The following is a 21,151-nucleotide window of genomic DNA, read 5'->3' as shown; positions in this document are numbered from 1 at the left end:
CGGTGGTCGTGGCAGGGGTGGGCCTCCACGATGCCGATGGCCTTGCCATGGGCGGGTGAAGCCGGGGCGATGGCCGTGTCCAGAACGTTCCGTCGCCCCGGCGGAGCGCCCGTTGTCACCGGCGTGGCGGTATCCTGCTGCCAGCGCCGTGTTTTCCTGATCCAACCGAGGTGGAGGTGCCGATGTACCAGGTGATCCTGTTGAAGAGTGAATCCGCGTTCGCACGCGAACAGTGGCCGCAGGTCGATGACCTGGTCGACTACGAAGGCGTGGCCTACAGCCTGCGCGCCGGCCCGCGCCAGCCGCTGCCGACCGACCACGACTGGCACCCGGTGGCGGTATATGCGCCCGATGAGATTACCGAGGAAGAGTTCCAGGACTGGTACGCGCTGCAGCAGCCGGCCGTGGAAGAGCTGCGGCTGAAGTACTGATGCTCGACGTTGCCAGGGCCGCCCATCCGCCCTTGACCGCCTCTGCCGTATAGTCGCGCGCAGGCGCGGTGGTCCGCGCGAACCGGTGTGGCTGGCTTGTCTTCTTTCCTGCGATCGATCCGTGCACGGGGCCCTTGGCTGGCCCTGCTGCTGTGCAGCGCCTTCCTGCTGTCCGCGCCGGTGCTGGCGCAGGATGATGAACCCACGCCGAAGCAGCAGCTGGCAGGTATCGATGCGAAGCTGAAGGAGGTCGACCGCAAGCGTGGCGATGCCGCGGCCATCGAAACACTGGCCATGCTGTCCGAGGATGCTTCGAAGGCCCGGCGTGATGCCGAGGCGCTGGAAAAGGCGCTGCAGCCGCAAAAGGATCGCCTCGACGAACAGCTGGCGCAGTTGGGCACGCCTGCCGAGGGCACCACCGAGCCGCCCGAACTGGCGGCGCAACGGCGCAGCATCACCAAACAGCGCGACGGCCTGGCCGCGTCGGTAGCGCAGGCCAAGGCCAGTGCCGTGCGTGCCCAGCAGCTGGCAGCCGACATCGACCAGCAGCGCACTGCGCAACGCGCCGAAGACATGGGGAAGAAGGTCGCCTCGCCGTTGTCTCCGGCGCTGTGGAGCAAGGTTGCCGAGCGCCTGCCGATCGATATCGCACGCGTCGCGCCGTTGGCCGAGCAGGGGCGCGATACCTTCGTCGCCGGCATCCGGGCCAATGGCTGGGGCACGCCGCTGCTGGGCCTGGTGGCCGCGCTGGTGATGATGTTCCCGCTGCGGCTGTGGCTGCGCAGGCTGGGGCGGCGCTTTGCGGAGTCCGAGCGCGCGCCGGACGGTCGCCTGCGCCGTTCCGGCCTGGCCATGTGGCTGCTGCTGGTGGGCACGCTGCTGCCTGGCTATGCGGTGGTTGTGCTGATGGCAGCGCTTGATGCGATCGATGCCATCGCGCCGCGCCTGCAGGTGGTGGCCGATGGGTTGGAGACCGCAACGTTCCGCGCTGCGTTCATTGCGGCACTCAGCGCCTGCATGCTGGTTCCCAAGCGGCCGTCGTGGCGGTTGCTGAATCTGGATGACACCGCCGCGCTCAAGCTGCGCAAGTATGCGTGGGGCGCGGCGGCGCTTGCCTGGCTGAGCACGGTGCTGGTGGCCCTCGATCAGGCCACGCGTACCAGCGATGTCACCACGGTTGCACTGGATGGCCTGATTGCGCTGACTTACCTCGGCCTGATCATGGCCATGTTGGTGACCCTGGCGCGCCTGCATCGGCGGCAGACCGCCGAGGCCGAGGCCAAGCTGGAGGCGCAGGCCGATGGCGTGGGCGCGGCCACACCGGTGCGCCGCAGCAGCTGGCTGGTATTGGCACGCGTGGCGGGCAACGTCGCGGTGGTGGCCGCCATCGTCGCGACGTTGATGGGCTACCTGAACTTCGCCAAATTCGTGAACCAGCAGCTGATCAACGGCAGCATTGTGGTGCTGGCCGCGACGCTGCTGTTCAAATTCGTCGATGACCTGAGCACGTGGATGCTCAATGCCGACAGCAAGGTGGGCCAGACCATTCTGCTCAGCACCGGCCTGAGCGTATCGCGGCTGGAGCAGGCCGGCGTGCTGCTGTCGGCGGCGCTGCGTACCGTGGTCGTGCTGCTCACGCTGCTTGCCCTGGTGGCGCCGTTCGGCAACATCGGTGCGGTGGTGGAGCGATTCACTTCGCTGCTCACCACGGGCATTCCGTTGGGCGGAACCACCCTGAAGCCGATGCAGATCGTGCTGGCGGTTGTGGTGCTCCTGGCCGGCCTGGCGATCACCCAGCTGGTGCAGCGCTGGCTGACCGATACCTACCTGCCCAAGACCGAACTGGACCTGGGGGCGCGCAACTCGGTCAGTACCGTCGCCCGCTACGTCGGCATCATCCTCGCCGTGATCTGGGCGTTGACGGCGATGGGGCTGGAGCTGACCAAGCTGGCGCTGCTCGTCAGTGCGTTGTCAGTGGGTATTGGTTTCGGCCTGCAGGTGATCACACAGAACTTCGTCTCCGGCCTGATCCTGCTGGCCGAGCGTCCGGTGAAGATCGGCGACTGGGTGAAGCTGGGCGACCAGGAGGGCGACATCCGCCGCATCAGCCTGCGCTCGACCGAGATCCAGGTGGGCGACAAGTCCACCCTGATCGTGCCCAACTCCGAGCTGGTCACCAAGACCGTGCGCAACATGACGATGGGCAACAACCAGGGCCGCATCCAGATCCAGTTCGCGGTGCCGCCAAGCACCGATGTCGGCAGCCTGCGTCAGGCGCTGCTGGATGCGTACACAGCGCACACCAACGTGCTGAAGCAGCCGGCCCCGACGGTCTACATCGACAGCATTGCCGGTGGCCAGATCATCATCAACAGCTTCGCGTACGTGGCCAGCCCGCGGCAGGTGTATGCCACCCGCAGCGATCTGTACTTCAGCCTGCTGCAGATCCTGGCGGAGCGGAACATTCCGCTGTCGACCCCGACCGACATCCACATCACCCGCGATTCGTAGGAGTAGGGGTTTCTTTGCAGGGCTGCGCCCTGCACCCGCTACAAGCCGGAGCAAAGGCAACAGCAACGGCAACGGCAAAAGCTGGTTTCCTGTGGGATGGCGGGGTGGGGCCGGTTGCGGGGGACGCTGCAAGTCCCCCTCCGGGGCCCGGCCCAGCCGCTGGCGGCTGTGCGTTCGGGCGCTTGCGAAGCAGTGCTTCGCAAGCAAAGCGCCCTCACCCATGTAAGCTCGGTCGCCGCTTGCTCGTGTGCGCTTTCCTGCGCACACGGCAAGACCGGGGTTGGGCGTCCTGCCCAACCCGCCCGAGGCATGCCTCGGGCCCATGCGGCTCACGCCCCCGCAACCGGACCCACCCCGCCTTCGACAGTTTTCCGCGATCTGTTGGAACGACGTATTGCTCTGGTGGGTGTCGACCTTGGTCGACACAGTAGATCCACGCCATGCGTGGATGACTCATTCGATATCTGAGAGAAAAATCGTGTCGACCAAGGTCGACACCTACCAACAGCCGCGCGGAACAAAGCCGCAGTTGCCAACAGCCGAGTGAACCTGTCGAAGGTGGGGCGGTGTGGGTGGGCAGGACCGTTGGCGCCATGGATGGCGCCATCGAGCCCCCATGGATGGGTTTACGGCGTGTCCTGCCCACCCACACCGCCCCGCCTTCCCTCGGATAGCCGCTGTTGCTGTTGCTGTTGCTTCGGACGTTGCCGTTGCCTCTGCGGGTGCAGGGCGCAGCCCTGCCGAACCCCTTCAAATGTCTGTGGGAGCCAGTCCGTATTGCTCGGCGAAGCGCTTGCTGAAACTCGCCGCAGACCGGTAGCCCGCGCGTGCTGCGACGGTCTTCAATGGCAGGTCCGTGGTGTAGAGCAGCTGCATGCCATGCGCCAGCCGGGCCTCGGTAAGCAGCTGGCGCAGGCTGGTGTCCTCGGCGGCGAGACGACGACGCAGGGTCGCACCGCTCAGCGCGAACTGTTCTTCCACATCACGCGATTGCCAGTCGCGTGCCGGTTCGGCGGCGATGCGGTCGCGGATCTGTTCGCCCAGGCTCGGTGCCTGTGGCAGCAAGAGGTTGCCGTGGCCCTGCCGGCACAGGGTCAATACCAGCGAGGCCAGGGCCAATCGTGCCTCGCTGTAACGGCCGTCCTGCAGCGATTGCCGCCACTGGCGCAGCACCGGGCCATGGTCGATCAACGGCAGACGTGCCATCGCCTGGCCAGGGGCGGGAAGGTCCTCGCTCCACAGCGTGCGTGCGGCCGCCAGCACTTCGGCACACAGCGGCACGATGGCACTGAGGTAGCGGCCGGTCCCCGGGTCGGGGCTGTTGACCACATCGATGCGGCAGCGCTGGGTCAGCAGCAGGATGTCGCCAGGGATGAATTCCAGCGACTGGTGCGCGGTGCGCACCTGCTTGCGGCCTTCCAGCAGGATCGCGAACTGTGGTTGCGGAATCTCCACCGAGCTGGCGCCATGCTCTTGGCGAGCGGTGATGCAGGTATAGCCTTCGGCGCGCTCACAGCCCGCCAGACTGGCCATCTCGGCCAGCAGTGCGGTGGCCGGGGGCAGCATGGCGGTCATGTCACGTGTGCGCCGAGCAGGCGACCGACGCCGGCGGCCGCGGCCATCGCCAACGCGCCCCAGAACATGACCCGGATCGCGCCGCGCACCGGCGGTGCGCCGCCGGCCTGGGCCGCCATCGCGCCGGTCAGGCACAGGCCGAGCAGGGTGCTGGCGGTGGTCATCATCGCGACCTTGTCGACCGGCGCGAGCAGCGCGGTCAGCACCGGCAGTGCCGCACCACAGGTGAAGGCGCCGGCCGAGGCCAGCGCTGCCTGCAGCGGGCGCGCGCGCAGGGTATCGGTGATGCCCAGCTCGTCGCGGGCGTGGGCGCCCAGTGCGTCGTGGGCGGTGAGCTGCTCGGCCACCTGCCGCGCCAGCGCCGGCTCCAGGCCGCGGTGGCGGTAGATCGCGGCCAGCTCTTCCAGCTCGCTGTGCGGATCTTCGTGCAGTTCGCGCTTTTCCATCGCCAGGTCGGCGTCTTCGGTGTCGGCCTGGGTCTGCACGGAGACATACTCTCCAGCAGCCATCGACATCGCGCCGGCCACGGTGCCAGCCACGCCGGTGGCCAGAATGGTCGCCGCGGAGGCGCCGCTGGCGGCCACGCCGACCACCAGGCCGGCCACCGAGACGATGCCATCGTTGGCCCCCAGCACGGCGGCACGCAGCCAGCCGACGCGCTCGGAGCGGTGCAGTTCGGGGTGTCGTGAATGGCGGCTCATGGCCCCGAGTGTACGAGGGTCAAGAGGGCGTCGGTAGGATGCTGAAAACCGTCTCCGTCGCATGACGCAACGGGTCGCCACGCTATAGTGCGCCCTTGCGATGGAAGGCTCCGAGCCCCACATCCCCCGCCACTGTCCAGCGAGCCTTCCCCTTGTCGAGCCCCAGCCACGTCGCCGATACACCCATTACCGACCGCTCGCAGCTGGTGGAGGTGATCGCCTCCGGCGAGAAACCCCGCGCGCAGTGGCGCATCGGCACCGAGCACGAGAAGTTCGGGTTCCGCCTGGATGACCTGCGCCCGCCGACCTTTGAAGGCGAGCGCGGCATCGAAGCGCTGCTCAACGGCCTGGTCCGCTTCGGCTGGGAGCCGGTGCAGGAGAACGGCAACACGATCGCCCTGCTGCGCGATGGTGCCTCGGTGACGCTGGAACCTGCCGGTCAGTTGGAACTGTCCGGAGCGGCGCTGGAGACCATCCACCAGACCTGCGTGGAGACCGGCACCCATCTCAACGAAGTGGCACAGGTGGCCGGTGAGCTGCAGCTCGGCTTCCTCGGCATGGGCTTCCAGCCGAAGTGGAAGCGCGATGAAATGCCGTGGATGCCAAAGGGCCGCTACAAGATCATGCGCGCCTACATGCCCAAGGTCGGCTCGCTGGGCCTGGACATGATGACCCGCACCTGCACGGTGCAGGTGAACCTGGATTACGCCACCGAAGCGGACATGGTGAAGAAGTTCCGCGTGTCGCTGGCGCTGCAGCCGATCGCCACCGCGCTGTTCGCCGATTCGCCGTTCACCGAAGGCAAGCCGAACGGCTACCTGAGCTACCGCTCGCATATCTGGACCGACACCGACGCCGACCGCACCGGCATGCTCGACTTCGTGTTCGAGGATGGCTTCGGTTACGAGCGCTATGTCGATTACCTGCTCGACGTGCCGATGTATTTCTCCTACCGCGATGGCATCTACCACGACGCCAGCGGGCAGAGCTTCCGCGATTTCATGCAGGCCAAGCTGCCGGTGCTGCCGGGCGCGCTGCCGACGCTGCGCGACTGGTCGGACCACATGACCACCGCGTTCCCGGAAGTGCGCCTGAAGAAGTATCTGGAAATGCGCGGTGCCGACGGTGGCCCGTGGAGCCGCCTGTGTGCGCTGCCGGCATTCTGGGTGGGCCTGTTGTACGACGACACCGCGCTGGATGCGGCCTGGGACCTGGTACGTGATTTCACCCTGGCCGAGCGCCATGCACTGCGCGACGGCGTGCCGAAGCATGCGATGAACCTGCCGTTCCGCACTGGCAGCGTGCGCGACCTGGCCCGTGAAGCGGTGAAGATTTCCGTCGAAGGCCTCAAGCGCCGCGCGGCGCGCAATGCCGACGGCCAGGACGAGAGCAAGTTCCTGGACGTGCTGCAGGAGATCGTCGAGTCCGGCCTGACCCCGGCCGAACGCAAGCTGGCGCTGTTCCATGGCCGCTGGCACGGCGACGTCGATCCGGTGTTCCGCGAGTTCGCGTATTGATTCGATTGCGGTAGCGCCGGGCCATGCCCGGCGGTGATGTCAGCCCGGCTTGCCGTCGCGCCGTGGGCTCAGGTAGATCCAGCCCAGCCGCGCCACCCACGGTGCCAAGGCCAGCAACCAGCCGATGGCTGCGGCGAAATGCCACGCATAGGCGTCGGGCATCAGTTCGGCGACGATGCGCATGATCGCCACCGCCTGCAGCGCGACGAACGCAAACCAGGCCACTGCCGGCATCACCAGCGGTCGGCCGGAATGGCCCTGGGTGACCCGGGTCACCATCGCCACCAGCAGGCTGCCGAACAGGCCCACGGCGAGGGCATGCAGCGGCGCGCGGCCGAGCAGTTGCGGATGGCCCAGCATCTGGCCGATGTCCTGCAGCAGATACAACGCGAAGCTGATCGGCAGCCACGCCAGTGCCAGGAACAGGGCCGCGAGCAGGCCCGGCATCGGCCCGCGTGGCCACCAGTGCCATAGCGCCTGCAGCGACAACATCAGCAGCGGCGCATCGGCCAGCCACAGCAGGTGGTCGACCTGCAACGCGCTCAACAGCAGGCGCAGCATCAGCAGCGCCCACATCGCAGCCAACCAGCGCAGCGGGCGCCACGCCACATAGCCATCGACCACGTTGTTGGCGAAGAACGGGATCATCCGGTGCGCGACGGTGAGGTAGACCGGTAGCAGCAGGCCGAAGGTGCCGAGTGCCACCGTGACTGGCATCAGCGTGGCGTGGCCGCGCCCCACCGCCATGAACAGCAGCAGCCCCAGCCAGCCCAGCAGCAGTGCGGCATAGCAGGCGCGCGCATGCCAGTTGCGGTTGGGACCGGCGGCCTTGAGCACGCGTCCCAGCACGATCAGTCCGGCGCTCCAGCCGGCCAGTGCCAGCAGCAGGCCGGGCCACAGCCCGGGTGTCCACCCGCAGGCGGCGGCAATCAGCAACGCCTGCCCACCAAACAGGCCGATGCCGACCGGTGCATAACGGCTGCGTGGCAGCTCCGGCTGTGCCATCCAGCGCGGGAACACGGTGAGCAGGAAGCCGAAGATGAAACTGGGCAGTACCAGGTACTGCATCAGCAGCGCGTGCAGCCAGGCCGGAGGCAGCGGCGGTGGCTGCGGCGTCCACAACCCGCGCAATGCGCCCAGCCACAACGCCCACCACAGCATTGCCAGCAGCAGGTTGCTGGCGCCGATGAAGAACAGCAGCCGGTGCGGCGCGCGCATCAGCATCGCAGGGGAGGGCAGGCGGGCCATGCAGCGAGTCTGCGCCCGGCTGGTGGCCGGGTCCTTGATCTTCGTCATGCCCAAGGAGGGAGGCAACCGCTTCGCTCGCCGGGCATGGCCCGGCGGACGGGCCGTGCAACGCAAACAAGAAACCCCGGCAGTGCCGGGGTTCTTCGTTCACAGTCGCCAATCGATCAGGCGGCGTTCTTCATCGTCGCCATGTCGATCACGAAGCGGTAGCGCACATCGTTCTTCGCCATGCGCTCCCAGGCTTCGTTGACGTTCTTGATGTCGATCATCTCGACATCGCTGACGATGCCGTGCTCGGCGCAGAAATCCATCATTTCCTGGGTTTCGGCCATGCCGCCGATCGCAGAGCCGGTCAGGTGCTTGCGGCCGAAGATCACGCTGCCGCCGGTCAGCGGCGGATCCAGTTCGGTCAGCACGCCGACCAGGCACATGGTGGCCTCGCGCTTGAGCAGGCCCATGTACGGGTTGGTGTCATGGCCAACCGGAATAGTGTTGAGCAGGAAGTCGAAGCTGCCGGCGTGCGCCTTCATCTGCGCGGCATCGCGCGAGACCAGCACTTCATCGGCGCCCAGGCGCTTGGCATCGGCACCCTTCTCCGGCGTGGTGGTGATCATCACCACGTGCGCGCCGAGGGCCTTGGCGAACTTCACGCCCATGTGGCCGAGGCCACCGAGGCCGATCACGCCGACCTTCTGGCCCGGGCCGACCTTCCAGTGGCGCAGCGGCGACCAGGTGGTGATGCCGGCGCACAGCAGCGGGGCGGCGGCCTTCAGGTCCAGCGTTTCGGACACCTTCACCACGAAGCGCTGTTCGACCACCACGTGGTCGGAATAGCCGCCGTAGGTCGGCGCGCCGCTTTCGCGTTCACGGCCGTTGTAGGTCCAGGTCGCGCCTTCGGCGCAGTACTGCTCCAGGTCGTGCTCGCAGGCGTCGCAGTTGCGGCATGAGTCGACCATGCAGCCCACGCCAGCGTGGTCGCCCACCTTGAAGCGGGTGACGTTGCTGCCGACCTCGGTGACGCGGCCAATGATCTCGTGGCCCGGCACCATCGGGTAGATCGAGCCACCCCAGTCGTCGCGGGCCTGGTGCAGGTCCGAATGGCAGATGCCGCTGTAGAGGATCTCGATGCGCACATCGTCCGGGCCGACCGCGCGGCGTTCGAATTCGTACGGGATCAGCGGGTCGGTATGTGAATGGGCGGCGTAACCACGGGCGAGGGACATGGGGAATCCTTGGCAGGGTTTGTCGAAAGGCGCTTTACAATACGCCCCGTACCCAGCGGCAAGAAGCCCGGATATCGGCATGATTCATCAAGTGAAACTGCACAATCATGGCCACTGACAATCTCTCCCACCTGGCCGCGTTCGCCGCAGTCGCCCGCCACCGCAGCTTCCGCCGTGCCGGCGCCGAGCTGGCGCTGTCGACCTCGGCGGTGAGTTATGCGATCCGCGCGCTGGAAGAACGGTTGGGCGTGGGCCTGTTCCATCGCACCACCCGCAGCGTGGCCCTGACCGAGGCCGGACAGCGCCTGCTGGAGCGCCTGCAGCCGGCCTTGGGGCAGGTGCACGATGCGTTGGAGGAGATGAACCAGTTCCGTGCCGCACCGGCCGGCCTGCTGCGCATCAATGCCACCCGTGCGGCGGTGGCGACACAGCTGGGACCACGGCTGGCGCGCTTCCTGCACGCCCATCCCGACGTGCGGGTGGAGCTGACCGAGAACGACGGCCTGGTCGACATCGTCGCCGAGGGCTACGACGCCGGCGTGCGCCTGCACGAGTTCGTACCCGAGGACATGGTGGCAGTGCCGATGGGGCCACCGCTGCGCGGGCTGATTGTCGGCTCGCCGGACTACCTGCGGCGGCATCCGGCGCCACAGCATCCGCGCGACCTGGCCGCGCACGAATGCATCCGCTTCCGCTTCGCCAGCGGGCACCTGTACAAGTGGCAGTTCGAGCGCGGTGGGCAGGCGCTGGAGATCGACGTGCCCGGACGGCTGACGCTGGGCGAGCAGGGCACCGTGGTCGGCGCGGTACTCGATGGCATCGGCCTGGCCTACGTGCTGGAAGACACCGCGCGGCCCTACATCGAATCGGGGCAGATGGTGGCGGTGCTGGAAGACTGGAGCGAACCGTTCGCCGGCTTCGCGCTGTACTACCCGAAGCAGCGGCAGATGCCCGGTGCGCTGCGTGCGTTCGTGGATATGCTGCGCGAGTGAATCGCGGTGGATGGCGCAGTGCCGTCCAATGACCGGCTCCAACGAGAGCTTTCCGGGTAGATCCACGCCATGCGTGGATGGCGTTCACCCGCTAGAGTGAGTCTTCTCAACAAAAGGACGTCATTGAGCATGCTCGCCGATCTCGAACAGGCTTCCGGCCAGACCTTCCCGCCGTTGTTCCGCCAGCTGGTGGAAGACAACCGTTTCAGCTGGGGCGAGCAGGGCCCGAAATGGTACCGCACGGTGTTCCCGCAGGTGCAGCCGCAGCCGCCGGTACTGCTGTATGCCAACGACTATGAACCGATCGAGCCGAGCGAACTGCGCGCAGCGTGGGAAGATCTGACTGCCGAAGATCATTACAACCCGCTGCGCGATGACCTGAAACTGCTGCCGTTCGCGCGCACCGGCGCGGGTGATCACTACTGTTTCTGGACCAATGCACCGGGTTCCAGCGAGTCGCCGGTGCTGCTGGTCTGGCATGACGATGATCGCGCCGATCTGCTGGCCGCGAACTTCCAGGACTTCCTGTTCCGCAAGATGGCCGAAGCGGTGGTGGAGCTGGAGGAAGAGGATTCGCTGCTTTCGGAGGGCGATATCGGAACCAATCTGCAGGCTTGGCTCGGTACCCATCGTGGCTGGCTGCGAGGGGACCAGGTAGCGGCGCTGGAGGCGTTGTATGCACGCGTGGATGACATCACTGCGGGTGAGATCAGTGACGAGGACGTGCAGCCGCTGCTGCAGCTGATCGCGTTCGACGGTATCGACAGCGAAATACCCTACGTGCAGGCGTGACCTGATCCGAAGCGCTGCCGGTAGAACCTCGCCATGCGTGGATGCGGCCGGCTACGGCACCTGCAGTACGGGTGCCAACAATTCCAGGCAATCACGCAGATGCACCTCTACCGGCGCATCCTCGGCCACCACACCGATCACGCGTTCGCGCAGCGGCTCGGCCACGGCCATCGCCAGGATCAGCCGCGCCATGCACGCGGCATCTCCCTCGCGCAGCAGCCCGCGCTGCTGCTGACGCGCCAGCCAGTCGGCCAGCAGCGCACGGCCGCGTTCGATGCCATTGTCCAGATAGGCCTGCAGCAGCGCGTCCTTGCCGGGAAAGTCGGTGGCCAGCAGGCGGAATACCTGCACTGCCTGCGCCGACAGTGCCTGCGCGCACACCGCGTGCAGGATGGCCCGCAGCAACGGCATCACCTCATCGGCGTCGTGCGCATCGCGCTGCAACTGCGGCGCGAAGCCGTCGGTCCACTCGCGCACGGCCAACCCGACCAGTTCTTCGCGGTTGCTGGCGTGGCGGTACACGGTCTTCTTCGCTACCCCGGCGTGCGCCGCCACCGCTTCGATGGTGGTGGCCTCGTAACCCTGTGCCAGCAGCAGCTCCAGCGTGGCCTGCAGCACGGCGTGGCGGACTTCGGCTTCCGGCCGCGCAGGGCGGCCGCGGCGGCGGATTGGTGAGGGTGGCTCGGGCAGGGTGGTGCTGTTCATTGCGCCCATCTTACCGCATTCGGATAATTGCGAAACGAAGAACGTTTCCGTATTGTCAGGTCTCCCGACATGCAGGAGACCCCGATGGATACCGCTGTGAACGCCCGCGCCTGGCTGGACCACCACGATCTGCTCGACCCCGCACCGATGCGCTTGGAAACCGGCATCCAGCGCCGCGAAGATGGCACTCTGCTGGTGGCGGTGCGTACCGATCTGCACGGTTGCAAGGGCCGCATGCTGGACTGGTGGTTCACCTTCTTTGAGACCACACAGCACATCCGCTGGTGGCATCCGGTCGATCATGTCGAGCATCGCGGCTGGGACGCGGCCTGGCAGCGCGGACGCAGCTACCACGGTGCCAGCATCCACGCGGTGGAATCGCTGGCCGATATTCCGCCGGTGGCGGCGCGTTTGAAGTTCCATGACCCGCGCACGTTGCTGGTGCCCGAGCGCCTGCAGGTGGCACAGGATGCAGGCGATGTGTCGGCGGTGATCGCCGCGCGCATCGGCTTCGGAGATCACGTACGCCTGGATGCAAACGGTGATCCCTGCGACGGGCAGATGCTGCACGTGGCGCGCGATACGCCGTTTGGCTGTGTGCTGCGCAGCCGCTTCGTGCTCGGCCTGGACAGCACCGATCCGCACTGCGATGCCGGCGATGCGGTCGGCCTGGGCCTGCTCAAGCACTGCTACACGGAGTTCAGTTTCCTCTCGCGCCTGCTGCCGTCGCTGTACTACGGTGAGCGCGCCAACGGTGAAGCAGTGCCGTTGCCGTGGTGAACGGCGCACCGGTCATTCGACCAGCGCGTTGTAGCCTTCGCCACTGAACTGGATCAGGCAGAAGCCGTGGCCGAACGGATCGGCCAGCACGGCGATGCGCCCCCAGCGGCGCTCGCGCACGGACTGCTCAAGCGTCGCCCCGGCCGCAACCGCACGGACCAGTGCGGCTTCGATGTCATCCACCACCCAGTCCAGGTGCAGCGGCGTCCAATGGCGCTCGTAGTCGCGCACGTCGCCGTCATCGGTGGCGGCGCTGCCGGCCTCGTTCTGCAGCAGGTACAGCGGCGTTGGCCCACCGAGCAGCTCCACGGCGCCCGGGCCTAGACGGCGCCCGATGCGCAGGCCGAAGGCTCGGATGTAGAAGTCCTCGGCAGCGGCAAGACCGGGGACATCGAGGTTGACGATGAACGATGCGGTGGGCGTATCCATGGGCAGATCCGGTGGATGCGGGTGGGCAGTGTACGCCCGCGTCCACGCATCGCGTGGCTCTACTGCGCGCGCGGGTAGTCGAGGTAGCCTGCCTCGCCGCCACCGTAATAGGTATTGCGGTCGGGCGTGGCCAGCGCGACGTTGTGCTGCAGGCGTTCGACCAGATCCGGGTTGGCGATGAACGGCTGGCCGAATGCGGCCAGGTCGATGGTGCCGGCCTCGACCAGCTGCAGGGCGCGTTCGCGGGTCATGCCACCGGCCAGGATCAACGTGCCACCGTAGACCTGCTTGAACTGCTGCAGGAACGCCTCGCCCAGCACCGACTGGCCCGCCTGCAGGTTGTCGTTGAGATGCACATAGGCCAGCCCGCGCTTGCCCAGTTCCTCGGCCAGGTACAGATAGGTGGCTTCGTTGTCGGGGTAGAACGGCATGTCGAAGGTGAGGTTGTTCGGTGCCAGGCGCACGCCGATGCGGTGCGCACCGATGCGCTGGGCCATCGCATCCACCGTCTCCAGGATCAATCGCGCGCGGTTCGGCAGCGAGCCGCCGTAGCGGTCGTCGCGCTCGTTGATGAGCGGGTTGAGGAACTGCTCGAACAGGTAGCCGTTGGCGGCATGCAACTCGATGCCATCGAAGCCGGCAGCGATGGCGTTGTCGGCGCCGCGTGCGAAGTCGGCAATGATGCCGGGGATCTCTTCGGTGGCCAGCGCACGCGCCGGGGTGGGATCAGCATGGCCGCGGCTGCCGTCGTCCAGATAGACGAACGAGGTGTTCTTCGGTGCGCTGGCCACCGGGCGGGTACCGGCGCTGACCGGTTGCCCACCCCCGGGCTGCAGCGAGGCATGCGACATGCGGCCGACGTGCCAGAGCTGGGCGAAGATCGTGCCCTGCGCGGCATGCACCGCCTCGGTGACGAGCTTCCACCCGGCCACTTGCTCGGCCGACCAGATACCCGGCACGTCGATGTAGCCCTGGCCCTGCGGCGAGACCGGCGTGCCTTCGCTGATGATCAGGCCGGCGCTGGCACGCTGCCGGTAGTACTGCGCGGTGAGCTCATTGGCGACCGAGCCGGGGTTGCGGGCACGGGTCATCGGGGCCATCGCGATGCGGTTGCGCAGGGCGATGCCTGTCAGGTCGAACGGACGGAACAGGGCGGCGGTCATGTTGGTCATCTCGGTGCGGGGAAGAGCGCCAGCGGCGCGATGCACACAGGATGGAGTTGACATGCGGGCGCATAAAGCGCTTCGATCTCCCTTGGTGGGGGACTATTTGTCCCCAATGGGGTGCGAACGATGCTGCCGCTGGAATCCTTGAATGGCCTGGTGACGTTCGTCACGACCGCACGCTCGGGCAGCTTCACCGAGGCGGCAGACGCGCTGGGCATCTCGCGCTCGGCGGTGGGCAAGGCCATCGCCCGGCTGGAAGCGCGGCTGGGGGTGCGCCTGTTCCATCGCACTACGCGGCGCATCGCACTGACCACTGATGGCGAGGCGTACTACGCCTCCTGTGCGGCGGCGCTGGAAGAAATCTCCGCGGCCGAGGCCTGTCTGGGTTCGGCGGGCCTGCCCAGCGGGCGGCTGCGCATTGACATGCCGTCCTCGTTCGGGCGGCTGGTGGTGCTGCCGGTGCTGCTGCGGTTGTGCCGCCAGTATCCGGACCTGCAGTTGACGATGACCTTCACCGATCACTTCGTCGATCCGGTCGAAGAGGGCATCGACCTGCTGATCCGTTTCGGTGGGCTGCACCAGGCCGAGCACCTGGTCGCGCGCCGGTTGGGGCGCCAGCGCCTGGTCACCTGCGCATCGCCGGCGTACCTGCAGGCGCATGGCGTGCCGCGCACGGTGCAGGAACTGGCGCAGCACCGCAGCATCGTCGGCTTCCGCCACGGGCAACCGATCTGGTGGCGGATCGGCAGCGAGGAGGACGAGGGAACGTTCATTCCCAGTGCGCCCTATCAACTCAATGATGGCGACGCGGTGATCGAAGCGGCCATCGCCGGCCTCGGCATCTGCCAGATGCCCATTTCACTGGTGCGCCGCCATCTCGATTCCGGCGTGCTGCAATCGGTGCTGGACGAACACATGCAGCGGCACATCGACATCCATGCGCTGTGGCCACCGACGCGCCACCTGCGGCCGAAGGTGCGCTACGTGGTGGATGAGCTGACCCGGTTGGCGGAACAAGGTCTGTTTGATTGAGCGGGGCCCGTACACCGGGCCCCGCCTGTGGAAACGCTGCGCCAGGCCTACTTGAAGTTGTAGCGCAGGCTGGCCATGTAGCGACGGCCCAGTGCATCCAGTACATACGGGAACGGCCCGATGTCATCGCCCACGTTGATCACCGACAACGTCACGCGCGCGGCGTCGGTGATGCGGTAGGTGACGTTGGCGTCCCAGGTGGTCCAGCTGTCGCGGTAGAAGTACTGACGGCTTTCCGGGGTATCGGTCATCGTGTACTGGGCGCGGCTGGTGTAGTTGGAGGCCACGCCGTAGTTCCAGTTGCCGATGCGATGCTGGGCCGTCCAACGGAACTGGCGCTTGGGCTCGTTGAAGCTGCCCGCCTGTTCGACGAACGGCACGTCCCGGTTCGCGGCCTGGCCACGGTTCTTCGGCATGTAGCCGTAGAAGTCCAGGTCCAGTACGCCGAAGCGCGACAGGTCCCAACGGTAGCCGACTTCGGCGGTCCAGCCACGGAACATCAGCACCGGGCCGTTGCCATACTCGGTCTTGATGCTGGTAGCCACGCCGGTGTTCGGATCACGCGTCACCAGGCTGCAGAAGCGGTTGGCGTTGGGCACGTTGGCGGCGTTGAAGTCGGCAGTGTCGAAGCAACCGGTGATGATGTCGTTGGCGCTCAGCGACGTGATCACGTTGTTGATCTTGATGTCATACCAGTCGGCGGCGACGCGCAGGCCCGGGATCCATTCCGGCGCGAACACGATGCCGGCCGTCCACGACTTCGCCGTTTCGTTCTGCAGGCGGGTGCTGCCGTTGGTCGAACCCAGCGTATTGGTCGGCTGCTGGCGGAAGGTGTTCGGATCGGCACCCGGGTAGGCGGCGAAGAACGCCTCGCAGTTGCGGCGACGCACCGCCGGATTTGAGCCGCCGCTGATGTTGTCCAGCGAGCACACTTCCGGGATGTTGTAGTAGGCCGGCTGCTGGGTGGTGTAGAGCTCGGCGATGGAGGGCGCGCGCAGTGACTGGGTCTTGTTGCCGCGCAGCTGCAGGCCGGCGATCGGTTCGTATTGGATGCCGTAGGTGAACGCATTGAACGCGCCGGCGACGGAGTTGTCGACGCGGCGGAACTTGGCGGTCAGGTCCAGGCGATGCAGGCCCGGAATATCCCAGTCGGGATTGAACAGCGGTGCCAGCACTTCGGCGAACACTTCATTGGTGTGGTACTTGCCTTCCGCCGCCTGGGTCGGCACTGAGCGGCCCTGGCCCAGGCGCTGGTACTCGCTGGGGGTGAAGGAGCCTTCTTCGCGGCGGTGTTCGAAGCCGGCCGCCGCGGACAGCTCGCCGCCGGGAAGATCGAACAGGCCGCCGGATACCGACGCATTGATGACGGTCTGGCGGGTCTGCGCCTTGGCCACGGTCCGGGTGGAGACATAGTCCAGGGCTTCGCGCGACGCCTGGTTCTCGCCGAACAGATTCAGCGGGCGGCAGTTCGCATCGGCCGTGGTGCCCGGGCGGGTGGCATCACAGATGATGCGCCCGCTGGCGTCGGTGGTGACGTTGATCGCATTGATGAAGTTCTGCTGGATCAGGCCGGTGCCGAGGTAGTCGAAGTCACCGCGGCCGTGGGTGACGCTGGCTTCCCAGTTGAAGCTGCGTTTTCCGACCTCGAAGAAGCCGTTCAGGCCGAGCACCGCACGGGTCAGGCGGGTTTCGGTGCTGGCGTTGTTCATCGACAGGTCGCGCGAAGATCGCGACAGGCGGAACGAGGTGATGCCGTTGTCGGCGAGGATCTTGCGGGTTTCCGCACTGAGGAACGGATTGCTGGCGCTGAAGGTCAGTGCACCGCTGGCGGTACCGCCGCCGTCCAGGCGCGCATTGCCGAAGGACACCGCGTTGTAGACGTTCTGGTCGAGGGTTTCGCGGGCGGTCGCTTCGTATCGCGAAAGTTCGAAGAAGCCGCGCACGTTGTCGGTGAAGTCGAAGCTGCCGGTGGAGAACACCGAGCGTCGTTCGAGGTCGGCGATCAGCGGCACCGTCTCGAACAGGTTCAGGCCGTCACCGCCGGAGGCGTTGCCGCCCGCGTAGCTGGTGCCGGGATTGAACTCGACCAGCTTGCCCTCGTTGTTGAACTGCCACAGTTTGTCTTTGTTCGGGCCGAAGCCAAGGATGTCGCCCAGGCCGTTGCGCGTGTAGCTGCCGGTCGCCGGCATCACCAGGCCACCGAAGGTCATGCTGGCAATGCGCCGGTTGCGGATCCAGACCTGGTCGGGGATACCATCGCGGGGCCCGGTGTTGAACGGAATGCTGCCGTCGATGCGGCCATCATTGGTCGGCCGGCGCAGGGGCTGGGCAGTGGCATTGGCCGCCGTGGGATTGGCCTGCAGGCTGTAGCCCTGGCGGTAGAAATCGCGTTGCAGCGCGTTCACCCCATCGGCGTTGTCCAGTTCCGCCGCCACCACAATGTGGCCACGGCCATCAGCGAAGTCGGTACCGAAGATGGCCGACCAGGAGTAGCGCTCGTTGTCGTTCTTGCTGGTCCTGCCGTAGCCCAGCTCGACTTCGGCACCCTCGAACCGGTCGCGCAGGATGATGTTGTTGACGCCGGAGATCGCATCCGAGCCATAGGTGGGTGCACCGCCAACGCTCAGGCTTTCAATGCGTTGCACCATGACGCTGGGAATGGCGTTCATGTCGACCTGGATGCCCGAGCCGCCGCCGGCTCCGAAGATGGTGGGCGGTGTAGAGGTGACGAAGCGGCGTCCATTGACCAGGGTCAGCAGGCGATTGCTGCCCAGCCCGAACTTGCTGGCGAAGTTGACGCCTGCACCGAAGCCGGCCTGGTCGCCGCGCGAACTGACGCCGGCACTGACCCCGGGAATCCGGGTCAGGGCATCGATGAGGTTGGTGTCGCCATAGTTCTCGATCGATTCACGGCTGACCACCGCGGCGGGCTCGAGCGTGTCGAAACCGGCGCGGTAGATGCGCGAGCCGGTGACGGTCATCCGGTCCAGCTGCACGGGGGTCTTGCTGCTGGCGGGCTCGGCCTTCTGTTCCTGCGTGGCGGCCTGCTGCGCCATGGCCGGTGCGGCGGCCACCAGCACCAATGCCGAACCCAGCGCGACAGACAAGCGACTGCGGGCGAACAACGGTCGGTACATGATTTCTCCCTGGTCACGCCAATGTGACTCGGGGGTAAACGCGGGCGGAAGGCAGGCACCCTACGTCATGAAAAAGTAACAAATGAATCTATTTATTGTTCATTCATATTCTGGGCTGATCTGTCCCTGGGGCATGCCTCGGCAGCACCAGATGGCTTCATTCGCCCCTCTGTGTATACTATCCCCCAGTATAGTTCCGAGGTGGCCCCGCCATGCCGCACTCCCCCGAAGAGAAGAAGAAGGTCCTGGCCCGCGTGCGCCGCATCCGCGGCCAGTGCGATGCGCTGGATCGCGCGCTGGAAGCCGGTGCCGACTGCGGGCCGGTGCTGCAGCAGATCGCCGCCATCCGTGGCGCGGTCAATGGCCTGATGTCCGAGGTGATGGAGGCCCATTTGCGCGAGGAGTTCGGCCAGCCTGCGGCCTCCGATGAACAGCGCGCCGAACGCGTGCGCGACATGAGCGCATTGATCCGCTCGTACCTGAAGTAAGCGATGGCGCATCACCGCGCCATACATCCCGTTTTCCCTATGTCTGGAGAGTCCACCATGAAGTCCCGTGCCGCCGTCGCCTTTGGTCCCGGCCAGCCGCTGCAGATCGTCGAGATCGACGTTGCCCCGCCGAAGAAGGGCGAGGTGCTGGTCAAGATCACCCACACCGGTGTCTGCCATACCGATGCCTTCACCCTGTCCGGCGATGATCCGGAAGGCCTGTTCCCGGTGGTGCTGGGCCATGAAGGCGCCGGCATCGTGGTGGAGGTCGGTGAGGGCGTGACCAGCGTCAAGCCCGGCGACCACGTGATTCCGCTGTACACCGCCGAGTGTGGCGAGTGCCTGTTCTGCAAGAGCGGCAAGACCAACCTGTGCGTGTCGGTGCGTGCCACCCAGGGCAAGGGCGTGATGCCCGACGGCACCAGCCGCTTCAGCTACAACGGCGAGCCGCTGTACCACTACATGGGTTGCTCGACCTTCAGCGAGTACACCGTGGTGGCCGAAGTCTCGCTGGCGAAGATCAATCCGGACGCGAACCCGGAGCACGTCTGCCTGCTCGGTTGTGGCGTCACCACCGGCATCGGCGCGGTGCACAACACCGCCAAGGTGCAGGAAGGCGACAGCGTGGCGGTGTTCGGCTTGGGTGGCATCGGCCTGGCGGTGATCCAGGGTGCGCGCCAGGCCAAGGCCGGCCGCATCATCGCGGTGGACACCAACCCGTCCAAGTTCGAACTGGCGCGCGAATTCGGCGCCACCGACTGCATCAACCCGAAGGACTACGACAAGCCGATCCAGCAGGTCATCGTCGAGATGACCACCTGGGGCGTGGACCACAGCTTCGAGTGCATCGGCAACGTCAACGTGATGCGCGCGGCGCTGGAATGCGCGCACCGTGGCTGGGGCCAGAGCGTGGTGATCGGCGTGGCCGGTTCGGGCCAGGAGATCTCCACCCGTCCGTTCCAGCTGGTGACCGGGCGCAAGTGGATGGGCACCGCCTTCGGCGGCGTGAAGGGCCGCAGCCAGTTGCCGGGCATGGTGGAGGACGCGATGAAGGGCGATATCGAACTGGCACCGTTCGTCACCCACACCATGGACCTGGACAAGATCAACGAAGCCTTCGACCTGATGCACGAAGGCAAGTCGATCCGGTCGGTGGTTCACTACTGAGCCGCGTCATGGGCTGGCTGGATGCCCTGCGCCGGCCGCGTGCGGAAGACCCGCGCGCGGCCCTGGTGGTTCCGATCGAGCAGGCGTTGCGTGCGCTGGGCTGGGTAGTGGGGGAGGTGGGGCCGCCGCGTGCGGTGACCTCGGCCTTCGGCAGCGACGATGGCATGCCGTTCGAGCAGTGGCTTGCGCAGGTATTCCTGCCGCGCCTTCATGAAGCGCGCGCAGCCGGACAGTGGCCGCCGCGCAGCGATGTGGCCGTGGCGGCCTGGCGCAATCTTGATGGCCAGTCTGGCGTCGAATCGTTGCTGCGCCTGCTGGCGCAGCTGGATGAACGGATCAACAAAGGCATCCACGCCGCGCGTGGATAAGCCGACCAAGGTCGGCATCTACCAGAAGCACGCGTGCGCTGACGCGCCGCGCAGGAGAGCACCATGGAACGTATTGAACACCGCGCCTGTTTCGGCGGCTGGCAGGACGTCTACCGGCATCATTCCACCACGCTGGGCTGCGACATGCAGTTCGCCGTGTACCTGCCGCCGCAGGCGGAAACGCAGAAACTGCCGGTGCTGTACTGGCTGAGCGGGCTGACCTGCACCGAGCAGAACGTCATCACCAAGGCGGGCGCGCAGCGCTACGCGGCCGAGCATGGCGTGATCATCGTCGCGCCCGATACCAGCCCACGCGGCGATGACGTGGCCGATGCCGAGGGCTATGACCTGGGCAAGGGGGCGGGGTTCTACCTCAATGCCACCCGTGCACCGTGGGCGAAGCACTACCGCATGCACGACTACGTGGCGCAGGAACTGCCGGCACTGATCGAGGCGAATTTCCCGGTCACCGATGCGCGCGGCATCAGCGGCCACTCGATGGGCGGTCACGGTGCGCTGGTGATCGCGCTGCGCAACCCGGGGCGCTACCGCAGCGTGTCGGCGTTCTCGCCGATCGTTGCGCCCAGCCACGTGCCGTGGGGGCAGAAGGCCTTCCACGCCTACCTGGGCGACAACCCGGCGGACTGGGCGCAGTGGGATGCCAGCGAACTGGTCGCCGTGGCCCGTGAGCGCCTGCCGTTGCTGGTCGACCAGGGCGAGGCGGACGAATTCCTGCAGACCCAGCTGCAACCGCAGCGCCTGCAGCAGGCCTGTGATGCCGCCGGTCATCCGCTGACCCTGCGCCTGCAGCCGGGCTACGACCACAGCTACTACTTCATCGCCAGTTTCATCGGCGAGCACATCGCCCACCACGCCCGCGCCCTGCGCG

General features: G+C 66.6%; 19 protein-coding genes. 11 read left to right on the top strand and 8 right to left on the bottom strand.

What is annotated here, in order from left to right; genetic code table 11:
* Window positions 1-182 precede the first annotated feature (182 nt).
* Together N7573_RS03840 and N7573_RS03835 are read left to right on the top strand one after the other, a co-directional pair.
* Window positions 183-431: a hypothetical protein gene (locus tag N7573_RS03840; protein WP_049422925.1), complete on the top strand. Its 249-nt coding sequence runs from the start codon at window positions 183-185 to the stop codon at window positions 429-431.
* 87 nt (window positions 432-518) lie between these two features.
* Entirely contained in the window at window positions 519-2,942 is a 2,424-nt protein-coding gene (locus N7573_RS03835; protein WP_279913876.1) for a DUF3772 domain-containing protein, read from the top strand.
* A gap of 750 nt (window positions 2,943-3,692) precedes the next feature.
* Here the strand turns inward: N7573_RS03835 and N7573_RS03830 are convergent.
* Both N7573_RS03830 and N7573_RS03825 read right to left on the bottom strand, forming a co-directional pair.
* The gene (locus N7573_RS03830) at window positions 3,693-4,517 is read right to left on the bottom strand and encodes an AraC family transcriptional regulator (RefSeq protein ID WP_279913137.1); all 825 of its coding nucleotides are present in this window, start codon (window positions 4,515-4,517) and stop codon (window positions 3,693-3,695) included.
* The gene (locus N7573_RS03825) at window positions 4,514-5,218 is read right to left on the bottom strand and encodes a VIT family protein (protein ID WP_032129894.1); all 705 of its coding nucleotides are present in this window, start codon (window positions 5,216-5,218) and stop codon (window positions 4,514-4,516) included. Before N7573_RS03825 ends, N7573_RS03830 begins: the two co-directional genes overlap by 4 nt.
* 152 nt (window positions 5,219-5,370) lie before the next feature.
* Here N7573_RS03825 and N7573_RS03820 point away from each other — a divergent pair, with 152 nt between their 5' ends.
* A complete protein-coding gene (locus tag N7573_RS03820; protein WP_032129893.1) occupies window positions 5,371-6,735 on the top strand; it encodes a glutamate--cysteine ligase in 1,365 nt (454 codons plus the stop codon).
* A 39-nt stretch (window positions 6,736-6,774) separates the two neighbouring features.
* Here the strand turns inward: N7573_RS03820 and N7573_RS03815 are convergent, their stop codons facing one another.
* Together N7573_RS03815 and N7573_RS03810 are read right to left on the bottom strand one after the other, a co-directional pair.
* Window positions 6,775-8,031 (bottom strand): NnrS family protein, encoded by a 1,257-nt coding sequence (locus N7573_RS03815; protein ID WP_279913139.1) that lies wholly within the window; start codon window positions 8,029-8,031, stop codon window positions 6,775-6,777.
* A gap of 116 nt (window positions 8,032-8,147) precedes the next feature.
* A complete protein-coding gene (locus tag N7573_RS03810) occupies window positions 8,148-9,206 on the bottom strand; it encodes an NAD(P)-dependent alcohol dehydrogenase (protein ID WP_279913140.1) in 1,059 nt (352 codons plus the stop codon).
* Between the two features lie 107 nt (window positions 9,207-9,313).
* Between N7573_RS03810 and N7573_RS03805 the strand changes: the two genes are divergently transcribed.
* Together N7573_RS03805 and N7573_RS03800 are read left to right on the top strand one after the other, a co-directional pair.
* Complete coding sequence (locus N7573_RS03805) at window positions 9,314-10,198, top strand: LysR family transcriptional regulator (protein ID WP_049400266.1); 885 nt, start codon at window positions 9,314-9,316, stop codon at window positions 10,196-10,198.
* Window positions 10,199-10,327: 129 nt separating this feature from the next.
* Entirely contained in the window at window positions 10,328-10,990 is a 663-nt protein-coding gene (locus N7573_RS03800) for an SMI1/KNR4 family protein (RefSeq protein WP_279913141.1), read from the top strand.
* Window positions 10,991-11,041: 51 nt separating this feature from the next.
* Here N7573_RS03800 and N7573_RS03795 read toward each other — a convergent pair whose 3' ends face one another.
* A complete protein-coding gene (locus tag N7573_RS03795) occupies window positions 11,042-11,704 on the bottom strand; it encodes a TetR/AcrR family transcriptional regulator (protein ID WP_125895892.1) in 663 nt (220 codons plus the stop codon).
* A 75-nt stretch (window positions 11,705-11,779) separates the two neighbouring features.
* On the opposite strand from N7573_RS03795, the gene N7573_RS03790 reads away from it, so the two are divergent.
* A complete protein-coding gene (locus tag N7573_RS03790; RefSeq protein ID WP_107433164.1) occupies window positions 11,780-12,475 on the top strand; it encodes a hydrolase in 696 nt (231 codons plus the stop codon).
* Window positions 12,476-12,487: 12 nt separating this feature from the next.
* Here N7573_RS03790 and N7573_RS03785 read toward each other — a convergent pair whose 3' ends face one another.
* The gene (locus N7573_RS03785; RefSeq protein ID WP_279913142.1) at window positions 12,488-12,904 is read right to left on the bottom strand and encodes a VOC family protein; all 417 of its coding nucleotides are present in this window, start codon (window positions 12,902-12,904) and stop codon (window positions 12,488-12,490) included.
* Between the two features lie 59 nt (window positions 12,905-12,963).
* Window positions 12,964-14,067, bottom strand: coding sequence for an alkene reductase (locus N7573_RS03780; RefSeq protein WP_279913143.1), 1,104 nt, complete (start codon window positions 14,065-14,067; stop codon window positions 12,964-12,966).
* 129 nt (window positions 14,068-14,196) lie between these two features.
* On the opposite strand from N7573_RS03780, the gene N7573_RS03775 reads away from it, so the two are divergent.
* Entirely contained in the window at window positions 14,197-15,102 is a 906-nt protein-coding gene (locus N7573_RS03775) for a LysR family transcriptional regulator (RefSeq protein WP_049461842.1), read from the top strand.
* A gap of 47 nt (window positions 15,103-15,149) precedes the next feature.
* On the opposite strand, the gene N7573_RS03770 is transcribed toward N7573_RS03775, so the two are convergent.
* Window positions 15,150-18,239 carry a TonB-dependent receptor gene (locus N7573_RS03770; protein ID WP_121504397.1) on the bottom strand — a complete coding sequence of 1,030 codons (3,090 nt, stop codon included), beginning with the start codon at window positions 18,237-18,239 and terminating at the stop codon, window positions 15,150-15,152.
* Window positions 18,240-18,451: 212 nt separating this feature from the next.
* Here N7573_RS03770 and frmR point away from each other — a divergent pair, with 212 nt between their 5' ends.
* The 4 genes from frmR to fghA form a co-directional block, all read left to right on the top strand.
* Complete coding sequence (gene frmR, locus N7573_RS03765) at window positions 18,452-18,727, top strand: formaldehyde-responsive transcriptional repressor FrmR (protein ID WP_005411009.1); 276 nt, start codon at window positions 18,452-18,454, stop codon at window positions 18,725-18,727.
* A gap of 57 nt (window positions 18,728-18,784) precedes the next feature.
* Entirely contained in the window at window positions 18,785-19,894 is a 1,110-nt protein-coding gene (locus N7573_RS03760) for an S-(hydroxymethyl)glutathione dehydrogenase/class III alcohol dehydrogenase (RefSeq protein ID WP_012512082.1), read from the top strand.
* 8 nt (window positions 19,895-19,902) lie between these two features.
* Window positions 19,903-20,262: a YqcC family protein gene (locus N7573_RS03755; RefSeq protein ID WP_279913144.1), complete on the top strand. Its 360-nt coding sequence runs from the start codon at window positions 19,903-19,905 to the stop codon at window positions 20,260-20,262.
* A gap of 63 nt (window positions 20,263-20,325) precedes the next feature.
* Window positions 20,326-21,151, top strand: an 826-nt coding sequence (gene fghA / locus N7573_RS03750) for an S-formylglutathione hydrolase (RefSeq protein ID WP_279943081.1), incomplete at its 3' end; no start/stop codon positions are given.

The sequence above is a fragment of the Stenotrophomonas sp. GD04054 genome (genome assembly GCF_029836955.1).
Taxonomy (GTDB): Bacteria; Pseudomonadota; Gammaproteobacteria; order Xanthomonadales; family Xanthomonadaceae; genus Stenotrophomonas; species Stenotrophomonas maltophilia_A.
The sequence above is the reverse complement of the archived record's forward strand: the minus strand, read 5'-3'. Positions and strand labels throughout refer to the sequence as shown.

Bases quoted from the DNA above. Each gene is read 5' to 3' on its own strand.
- N7573_RS03785 (WP_279913142.1), bottom strand. From the start codon at position 12,904: ATGGATACGCCCACCGCATCGTTCATCGTCAACCTCGATGTCCCCGGT.
- N7573_RS03790 (WP_107433164.1), top strand. From the start codon at position 11,780: ATGGATACCGCTGTGAACGCCCGCGCCTGGCTGGACCACCACGATCTG.
- N7573_RS03755 (WP_279913144.1), top strand. From the start codon at position 19,903: ATGGGCTGGCTGGATGCCCTGCGCCGGCCGCGTGCGGAAGACCCGCGC.
- N7573_RS03825 (WP_032129894.1), bottom strand. From the start codon at position 5,218: ATGAGCCGCCATTCACGACACCCCGAACTGCACCGCTCCGAGCGCGTC.
- N7573_RS03795 (WP_125895892.1), bottom strand. From the start codon at position 11,704: ATGGGCGCAATGAACAGCACCACCCTGCCCGAGCCACCCTCACCAATC.
- N7573_RS03830 (WP_279913137.1), bottom strand. From the start codon at position 4,517: ATGACCGCCATGCTGCCCCCGGCCACCGCACTGCTGGCCGAGATGGCC.
- N7573_RS03760 (WP_012512082.1), top strand. From the start codon at position 18,785: ATGAAGTCCCGTGCCGCCGTCGCCTTTGGTCCCGGCCAGCCGCTGCAG.
- N7573_RS03810 (WP_279913140.1), bottom strand. From the start codon at position 9,206: ATGTCCCTCGCCCGTGGTTACGCCGCCCATTCACATACCGACCCGCTG.
- frmR (WP_005411009.1), top strand. From the start codon at position 18,452: ATGCCGCACTCCCCCGAAGAGAAGAAGAAGGTCCTGGCCCGCGTGCGC.
- N7573_RS03770 (WP_121504397.1), bottom strand. From the start codon at position 18,239: ATGTACCGACCGTTGTTCGCCCGCAGTCGCTTGTCTGTCGCGCTGGGT.
- N7573_RS03780 (WP_279913143.1), bottom strand. From the start codon at position 14,067: ATGACCGCCGCCCTGTTCCGTCCGTTCGACCTGACAGGCATCGCCCTG.
- N7573_RS03840 (WP_049422925.1), top strand. From the start codon at position 183: ATGTACCAGGTGATCCTGTTGAAGAGTGAATCCGCGTTCGCACGCGAA.
- N7573_RS03815 (WP_279913139.1), bottom strand. From the start codon at position 8,031: ATGACGAAGATCAAGGACCCGGCCACCAGCCGGGCGCAGACTCGCTGC.
- N7573_RS03775 (WP_049461842.1), top strand. From the start codon at position 14,197: ATGCTGCCGCTGGAATCCTTGAATGGCCTGGTGACGTTCGTCACGACC.
- N7573_RS03800 (WP_279913141.1), top strand. From the start codon at position 10,328: ATGCTCGCCGATCTCGAACAGGCTTCCGGCCAGACCTTCCCGCCGTTG.
- N7573_RS03805 (WP_049400266.1), top strand. From the start codon at position 9,314: ATGGCCACTGACAATCTCTCCCACCTGGCCGCGTTCGCCGCAGTCGCC.